The organism is Protofrankia sp. CiP1_Cm_nod2 (assembly GCF_920664355.1).
GTDB lineage: Bacteria > Actinomycetota > Actinomycetes > Frankiales > Frankiaceae > Protofrankia.
Genome location: NZ_CAKKTL010000235.1, coordinates 1 through 7,959, shown reverse-complemented (window position 1 = coordinate 7,959; position 7,959 = coordinate 1). Strand labels below are relative to the sequence as shown.

Sequence of the window (7,959 nt, the reverse complement as noted above, 5' to 3'; positions counted from 1 at the left end):
TGGCGGTGGTGGCGGCGCGCCGCCGGTGGCGCGGCGTCCGCCCGGCGCTGCCGACCGGCCGGGGCTGGCTGCTGGCGGCGGGCGCCACCGGGCCGGCGTCTATGATCGCGATGCTGGCCGGCTGGGAGGTGACCGAGGGCGGCCGGCAGCCCTGGATCGTCTACGGCCGCATGCTGGTGACGGACGCGGTGACCCACAGCCCCGGCCTCGGCTGGGCCTTCGGCGGCACGCTCCTGCTCTACCTGGGGCTGGCAACGGCGCTGGTGCTCATCCTGCGGCGGATGGCCACCGGCGGGCCCACCTACGAGGCCACGCCCGAGAACACGTCCCCGACCACATCTGAGACCACGTCCGAGGTGGCGGGTGCCGTCACGGCCGGTGCGCTTCCGGCCGACATACCAGCGGCTGGCGGGCTGCCGGCTGGCGGGCTGCCGGCTGGCGGGCTGCCGGCTGACGGGCCGCCGGCTGGCAGCACGCCGGACGGCGCTGTCGCGGCGGATGCCGTACCGGAGGCGGGGAGGGACGACGCCGTCCCGGCGGGACCCGCGCGGCCGGCGGGGGTGGAGCGATGACCGCCGCGGACGCCCTGCTGCTGGTCATGGTCGGCGGGCTGACGGCATACGCGCTGCTCGGCGGCGCCGACTTCGGCGCGGGGGTGTGGGACCTGTTCGCCCACGGGCGGCACGCCGCCGAGCAGCGGGCGCTGATCTCTGCCGCCCTCGGCCCGGTGTGGGAGGCCAACCACGTCTGGCTGATCTTCGTGATCGTGGCGATGTTCTCCGGGTTCCCGGAGGCGTTCGGCGTGCTCGGCAGCACGTTGGAACTGCCCATGGCGCTGGCGCTCGTCGGCATCGTGCTGCGGGGCAGCGCCTACGTCTACCGCGCCTACGGTGCCGGGGCGGCCGGCCCCGACCACTGGTGGGGGCGGGTGTTCGCGGCCGCCTCCACGGTCACGCCGTTCATGCTGGGCGTGTGCGGCGCGGCCATGGCCAGCGGCGTCGGCCGCCGCGATGCCGCGGCTGCCCCGCTCACCAGCGCGTTCGGGCTGCTGGCCGGCGCCTTCGCGGTCGCCGCGACCGCTTTTCTCGCCGCCGTCTACCTGTGCCGGGACGCGTCCCGGCGGCCGGGGAGCGAGCATCTGGTGGCCGGTTTCCGGCGTCGGGCGCTCGGTGGCGCGGTGGTCGCGGGGGCGCTCGCGGCCGCGTTGCTGCCGCTGCTGTGGCGGGACGCGCCGGTGGTGGCGCAGCGGTTCCCCACCCGCGGTGTCCCGTTCGTGGCCGTGTCGGTGTGCGGCGGGGCGGGCGCGCTGGTCCTGGTCTGGCGGCGGCACTACACCGCGGCGCGGCTGGCGGCGGGCCTCGCGGTGGCCGGGGTGCTGTGGGGCTGGGCCGTCGCCCAGTACCCGGACCTGGTGGTCGGGCAGGTCGCCGCCGCCGCGGCCGCGGCACCCGCGCCGAACCTGCGGGCCATGCTGATCGCGATCGGCTGCGGGGTGGCCGTCCTGCTGCCGGCGCTGTTCCTGCTGCTGCGGGTGTTCGCCGACCCGGAACCCGCCGGCGGCGACCCGCATCACTGACAGCGGCCCGCCGCCCTGGCCCACGCGTGCGTGACGCCGGGCGCGTGCGTGACGCCGGGCGCGGGTGTGACGCCGGGCGCGGGCCGGTGCGTAGGCTGCCGGCCCGGTCGGCTGGTTCGCTCGGAGCCGTTACGTTCGCCGGGTGAGGCTAACTGGCGACGGGCGGGCAGCGGCGCGGACGGACACCGGCGCACACGTGGGCGACGTTGCCGGGGCAGCCCTGGGAGGACAGCCGCGGCACGAACCGGCCACGAAGCCTGGCGACGCCGCGCAACCGGAAAGCGGCGGGAGCGGCGGGAGCGGCGGGAGCGGCCCCAGCGGCCCCAGCGGTGCCGGGCACGGCAGTGACCACGACACCGGTCGCGTGCGCGCCCGGCGGCGGCTGCTCGCGCACGAGGTGTGGCTGGTGCTGGGCGTCTCGCTGGGGGCGTCCGGGCTGTGGGCACTCGTCCGTTACATCGGCGATCTGACCGCTCCGGGGCCGGTCCGCCAGCAGGTCGCCGAGCTGAACTCGTCGGCGGCCCCGGGGCGTCCGTGGCTCGACCTCGCCCTGCAGCTGACCGGGATCGTCACCGCGGTCGTCCCCGCCTTCCTGGCGCTGCACCTGCTCGCCCGGGACGGCGGGGGGCCGGCCGCGATCGGCCTCGACCGTGGCCGGCTGGCCCGCGACGCCCGTTCCGGGGCCGGGCTCGCCTCGGTCGTCGGCGGTGGCGGGCTCGGGCTGTACCTGCTCGCCTGGCACTCCGGCGCGAACCTGACGGTGGTCCCCACCAGCCTGCCGGACGTGTGGTGGCGCATCCCCGTCCTGGTGCTGTCCGCGGTGCAGAACGCGCTGCTCGAAGAGGTCGTCGTGGTCGGCTACCTGCTGACGCGGCTGCGCCGGCTCGGCTGGGACGAGCGCGCCGCCCTGGCGGCGAGCGCGGTGCTGCGCGGTTCGTACCATCTGTACCAGGGGCTCGGCGGTTTCGCCGGGAACCTGGTCATGGGCCTGCTGTTCGGGCGGATCTATCAACGCCGGGGGCGGGTCGGCCCGCTCGTGGTGGCGCACGCTCTGATCGACATCGTTGCTTTTGTCGGTTATGCCGTACTGGCCGGCAGAGTTTCCTGGCTGCCCACATCGTGATCGCTACTCGGAAAAACCGCCAGGCTGTCATGTGTTTAACATGGAATGAACAACAGCCAACGATGGTTTCGCCGCGGCACGCCGGACGCGGTCGATGCTGTCCCGGGCGGCCGTGCCGTCCAGGCCAGCTGGCCACCCCGGTCGCGTCGGACCGTCCGGATGCGGCCGTGGCAGGGGCATGAGCGGCGATCGCATCAAGTGAATATGACGGAGGGTGACCGTGGGCGGCAGGCTGAGGGAAATAGAACGCAAGTTTGCCGTCGATCCGGGTTTCGTGCTGCCCGCCCTGGAACAGCTGCCGGGTGTGGCCGCGGTCAGCGAACCGGAACGGGTGGCCCTGGAGGCTGTCTACTACGACTCCGACGATTTCCGGCTGACCCAGAACAAGATCACGCTACGGCGCCGGACGGGCGGGCACGACGAGGGATGGCATCTCAAGCTGCCGCTGCGTGCCGGCGAACGGGAGGAGATCCAGCGTCCGCTCGACGCGGCCGGCACGCCACCGGACGAGCTGACGCCACCGGACGACCTCGTTGATCTGGTGCGCGTCCATCTGCGTGACGCGCCGTTGCGGCCGGTGGCCCGGCTGGTGACCGACCGTACCTTTGTCCGGCTCCGGGACGCCGCCGGCGCCGACCGGGCCGAAGTGGTCGACGACCAGGTCAGCGCCTGGACCCTCGGCGCGGCGGCCAGCCGGGAACAGCGGGAGCGGCGGGAGCGGCCGGCGGAGGATGCGGCGGAAGCACAGCCAGCGGCCCAGCCAGCGGAAGGCGCGGAGGGACCGCCGGCGCGAGGGCGGCGGCAGCGGTGGCACGAGATCGAGGTCGAGCACATCGGCACCGGTGACACCGGCCTGCTGGACGAGGTCGGCGCGCTGCTCACGACCGCGGGCGCGTCGGCGTCCCCGGACGCGTCCAAGCTGTCCCGGGTGCTCGGCCCGGCGCTGGCGCGACAGCCTCGCACCGAGGCGCTGCCCTCGCCCGGCAAGCTGCGGCCGCGCTCCCCGGTGGGCGAGGTGGTCGGGGCCTATCTGGCCGCCCAGGTCCAGGCGCTGCTCGCCGCCGACCCGCACGTCCGCCTCGACGTCCCGGACGCCGTCCACAAGATGCGGGTGGCCACCCGCCGGTTCCGCAGCACGCTGCGTACGTTCGCGCCCCTGTTCGACGGCGCGCGCGTGGCCCACCTGGACGGGGAGCTGCGCGACCTGGCCGGCGCGCTGTCCCCGGCCCGCGACGCCGAGGTGATGGTCGAGTACTTCGACGGACGGGTGGCGTCGCTGCCGGCCGAGCTGGTGCACGGCCCGGTCGCCGAAGTGATCGACAGCCAGCTGCTCGCCGGGCAGGAGCAGGCGCGCACCGAGGCGCTGGCGATGCTGCGCGGCGAGCGCTACCTCACCCTGGTCACGGACCTGAAAGACCTGGTCCGCGGGCTGCTGGAGACGTCCGCCACACAGCCGGGAGGGCCGGGAGGGCTTGCCGCGCAGCCCGCCAGGGTTGTCCTGCCGAAGCTGGTCGGACGCGCCGACAACCGGCTGACCCGCAAGGTCAACACGGCCCTGGCCACCCCGCCCGGCCACGAACGCGACATCCAGCTGCACAGCGCCCGCAAGCAGGCGAAGCGGCTGCGGTACGCGGCCGAGACGGCCGGCGCGGTCTTCGGGCCCGACGCGGCGGCGTTCGCCAGGCTGGCCGAGCAGATCCAGGAGCTGCTCGGCACCCACCAGGACGCCACGGTCGCCCAGGGGCAGCTGCGGCAGTGGGGGACGTCGGCGGCGCAGGCCGGCGAGCCGACCGCCTTCACCCTCGGGCTCCTGCTGGGCCTGGAGGAGCTCCGGGCCCGCACCGCGGAACGGGACTTCATCGACTTCTGGCCCGAGGCGTCCCGCGGGCGTCATCGCCGCTGGCTCCAGGTGTGATCAGTGTTGTGGGCCCGGTCCGCGCGCCCGCTGGATTCCCGGCCGCGCGGACCGGAGCCTGATGCCGCTCGGGCTGTTCCCGGGGCCGGCGGCGGATCCCAGCCCCCGCGGACCAGAGCCTGAGCGGGCCGGTGTCCGCCCCGGGCGACCGGCGGCCAGCCGTCGCCGGGCGCTCTACTGGTCGTAGAAGCCGCGCGCGCGGTCGTTGCCGCCCCAGCGGGCCGGCAGTTCGATGAGCTGCCGGATCCTGGTCCGGTCGGTGCGGCCCGCCGGAGTCTGCAGCAGGATGCCGGACTCCGGGTCGTCCATCGGCCGGAACAGGGACAGCACCAGCCTGATCTCGCCGACGGTGGCGGTGCTGACAGTCACCGTCCGGGTGGTGAAGCCGTGTGCCGACCGGTCTTCCCACCACGGCCTCAGCTCGGCCCGTTCCGTTCCGAGCAGCGTGAACATCTCCCGGACACGCTCGTCGTGCTCGTCACCGAACTGGCTGCGGAACTGCGCGAGCAGGTCCTTCGTCACGCTCTCCCACTCGTGCAGGGTGCTCCCGAGCAGGCGGCTGGTGATCAGCAGGTAGATGAGGTTGCGACGTCGTTCGTCGAGCAGGCCGGGGTCGGTCCACAGCGCCGCGTAGGCGTCGTTCCAGCCGATGATGTCGAACCTGCGGTCCAGCAGCAGCGCCGGGGACGTCGGCCAGCCTGCCAGGACGGGACGCAGCAGGCGGACGGCAGCCCGCGTCCGCTGCGACTGGGGTGGCTGTCGCGTCCGCCGCGGCGGCTGGTGCGGCGGCGGGGACGTCCGCGCGGACGTCCCCAGCAGCGCCAGGGCGTGCCGCCGGGCGTCGGCGTCCAGCCGCAGCGTCCGCGCGACCGCTTCGACGACCTCTTCGGACGCCTGGACCCGTCCCTGCTCGAGCCAGGTGTACCAGACGAGCTGCAGGCCGGACGCCGCCGCCACCTGTTCCCGCGGCAGGCCGGGCACCCGCTCGCGGTGGGCCTGGAGGAACCTGCCAAGCTCCCGCTGCCGCGCCTCCTGGCGGGCCTCCCGCCGGACGCCGTCGTCCGTCGCGGCATCCGAGGCCAGGACCATCTCGCCGGGGATCAGCTCGCCGGAGGCGGCCTTGCCGGAGATCAGCTCATCGGGGAGCGCCTCGCCGGGGGCGGCCTCGCCGGGAAGCGCCTTGCCAGGGGCCACCTCGCCCGTGATCCTGCTGCCAGGAGCCGCGCTGTCAGAGGCCGCGTTGCCGGGGATCGCGTTGCCGGGGGCCGCGTTGCCGGGGGCCGCGCTGTCCGGGGTCATCGCGGCAGAGGGCTCGGTCGGCGTGGCGGCTGGCTGCGGGAGGGCACCCGTTCATGGTGACTTCACTGCGATCATCCCGTATTGCCATCGGGCCCATTGGGATCTGAGCCTCGCCGGAGCCGATCCGGCCTTCCTCAGCGGTCCGGGCGGCGATTCATCCGGACGCCGCGCGCCGGCCCGCGCCGAGCCACATCCTGTTGCCAGCGGATGCTGTTGCCAGCGGATGATCCGGCGGGCCCGGTGGGCCGTCCGACGGCCCACCGGGCCCGTTTCCGTCATCGGCCGGATCCGCTTCTCCCGGTGCCCGGAGAATTTCAGCCGATGCCCGTCATCACATCGGTTGTCACCACATCGGACGGGACGGCCCGGAGCCGACGCCGAGGCGGTCGATACCCAGCTCGATGTCGTCGAGATCGTCCGCGGTCAGGGTGAGGGTGGCGGCCGCGATCCAGCCGTCGACCTGGGACGGGCGGCGCGCGCCGACGATGGCGCCGGTCACCCCGTCGAAGGCGAGGGCCCAGGCGACGGCGGCCGCGGCGACGCTGACCCCGTGCCGCTTCGCAACGCCGCGCAGCACGTCGGCGAGGGCCAGGTTGCGATGCAGCGGCTCACCGGTGAAGTCAGGCGACCGGCGCCGCCAGTCGTCGGCCGGCAGGGTGGCCGAACGCTGGGCGGACCAGGCGCCGGTGAGGAGGCCCGCCTGCATCGGGCTGTAGACGATGACGCCGATGTCGCGCTTGGCGCAGTACGGCAGGATTTCCGCGGCGGCCTCCCGCCTGATCGCGGAGAACGGTGGCTGCAGGGCCTCCACGCCACCCACCGACGCGACCCGTTCGAGCAGGTCGACGTCGAAGTTGGACACGCCCACCGAGCGGATCTTCCCGGCCGCGCGCAGCTCGTGCAGTGTCGCGACGGCGTCCTCGACCGGTGTGCCGTCCTGCGGCGGCCAGTGCAGCTGGTAGAGGTCGATCCGCTCGACATTGAGCCGGCGCAGGGACGCGTCGACCTCCCGCCGGATCGAGTCGGCGGCGCCCACCTGGGCGAAGGCGCCACCGCCGGGCGCCGAAGCGTCCCAGATCAGCCCGCACTTGGTGAACACGTACGGACGGTCCGCCGCGGGGATGCCGGCCAGGGCGCGGGCCACGATCTCCTCGGAGTGCCCGAGGCCGTAGCCGGCCGCGGTGTCGATCCAGTTCACCCCGGAGGCGGCCGCGTGCCGGATGGCGGCCACGGACTCCTCGTCGTCCTGGGCGCCCCACCCGAAGGCGTAGCCGGTGCCTCCGACCGCCCAGGCCCCGAAGCCGACCCGGGTGATGTTCATGCCGGTCGTGCCGAACGGTGTCGTGGGAAGGGTCACTGTCACTACCTACCCCCATGCGAGATCGGGACTCAGGGCGACCGGCCTCGCCAACCGTCGTCGCTGGCCGGCTGTTGTCACCGTCCGGTCGGTATCGCCACCCGGTTGGGAGGTGCCACCCGATGCTTGGTGGCTGACTGTGGTGTTCCGGCGACTGACTGCGGGCCTTGAACGCTTGCGGAACGCTTGCACGCGAACGCTTGCACAAGCATGAAAGCATCCGGGGAGGCGGCCGTCGCGCTCTTGATGGTGTCATGATTATCCGGTTGACATGCGTTCTGCTTACTGAGAGCAAGATTTGCATACGTGATCCTGGGACGGATCACCCGGGGTCGTCCTGGAGATCGCGCCTGGAGATCCCTAGAGATCGGGAAAGAGCGTTACGTCGATCATGAGCGGGCCGGCCGGCTCGGTCGGCCTCGCCGCCGGGCCGGTGCCCGTGGCCGTGTTCGCCTCGGCGGCCAGCGCGTCGGCGTCCGCCTCGGAGACCGGCAGGTTACGGCGTTCCAGCAGCTCCCGGACGCGGACGTGGTGGACAACCGGGGTCACGGCGGTGACGTGCCGGATCAGCGCGGTGAAGAACTGCGGCGCGGCCACGTCCGCGGGCACGACGTCGTGGCGCACCCGCACCCGCGCACCCGCCGGCGGGGCCGGCCCGCCGCCGGCCGCCTCAGCGCCCGGAGCACCGG

Annotated in this window: 6 protein-coding genes and 1 pseudogene; 4 read left to right on the top strand and 3 right to left on the bottom strand. The window is 74.1% G+C overall.

What is annotated here, in order from left to right:
* The 4 genes from NBW84_RS20220 to NBW84_RS20205 all read left to right on the top strand — a co-directional run.
* A partial coding sequence (locus tag NBW84_RS20220; protein ID WP_250286437.1) for a cytochrome ubiquinol oxidase subunit I occupies positions 1–572 on the top strand: 572 nt, incomplete at its 5' end.
* Positions 569–1,576, top strand: coding sequence for a cytochrome d ubiquinol oxidase subunit II (locus tag NBW84_RS20215; protein WP_250286436.1), 1,008 nt, complete (start codon positions 569–571; stop codon positions 1,574–1,576). The genes NBW84_RS20220 and NBW84_RS20215, both read left to right, overlap by 4 nt.
* A gap of 364 nt (positions 1,577–1,940) precedes the next feature.
* On the top strand, positions 1,941–2,699 hold the full coding sequence (locus NBW84_RS20210) for a CPBP family intramembrane glutamic endopeptidase (protein WP_250286441.1): 759 nt from the start codon (positions 1,941–1,943) through the stop codon (positions 2,697–2,699).
* Between the two features lie 220 nt (positions 2,700–2,919).
* Positions 2,920–4,614, top strand: a complete 1,695-nt coding sequence (locus tag NBW84_RS20205) for a CHAD domain-containing protein (protein WP_250286432.1) — start codon at positions 2,920–2,922, stop codon at positions 4,612–4,614.
* A gap of 174 nt (positions 4,615–4,788) precedes the next feature.
* Here the strand turns inward: NBW84_RS20205 and NBW84_RS20200 are convergent, their stop codons facing one another.
* The 3 genes and pseudogenes from NBW84_RS20200 to NBW84_RS20190 all read right to left on the bottom strand — a co-directional run.
* Entirely contained in the window at positions 4,789–5,913 is a 1,125-nt protein-coding gene (locus tag NBW84_RS20200) for an MmyB family transcriptional regulator (protein ID WP_250286431.1), read from the bottom strand.
* Positions 5,914–6,256: 343 nt separating this feature from the next.
* Complete coding sequence (locus tag NBW84_RS20195) at positions 6,257–7,234, bottom strand: aldo/keto reductase (protein ID WP_250286440.1); 978 nt, start codon at positions 7,232–7,234, stop codon at positions 6,257–6,259.
* 396 nt (positions 7,235–7,630) lie between these two features.
* Positions 7,631–7,959: pseudogene (locus tag NBW84_RS20190) on the bottom strand (hypothetical protein); the annotation flags it as partial.

Coding starts and splice junctions, on each gene's coding strand:
- NBW84_RS20215 (WP_250286436.1), top strand. CDS start 569: ATGACCGCCGCGGACGCCCTGCTGCTGGTCATGGTCGGCGGGCTGACG.
- NBW84_RS20195 (WP_250286440.1), bottom strand. CDS start 7,234: ATGAACATCACCCGGGTCGGCTTCGGGGCCTGGGCGGTCGGAGGCACC.
- NBW84_RS20200 (WP_250286431.1), bottom strand. CDS start 5,913: ATGACCCCGGACAGCGCGGCCCCCGGCAACGCGGCCCCCGGCAACGCG.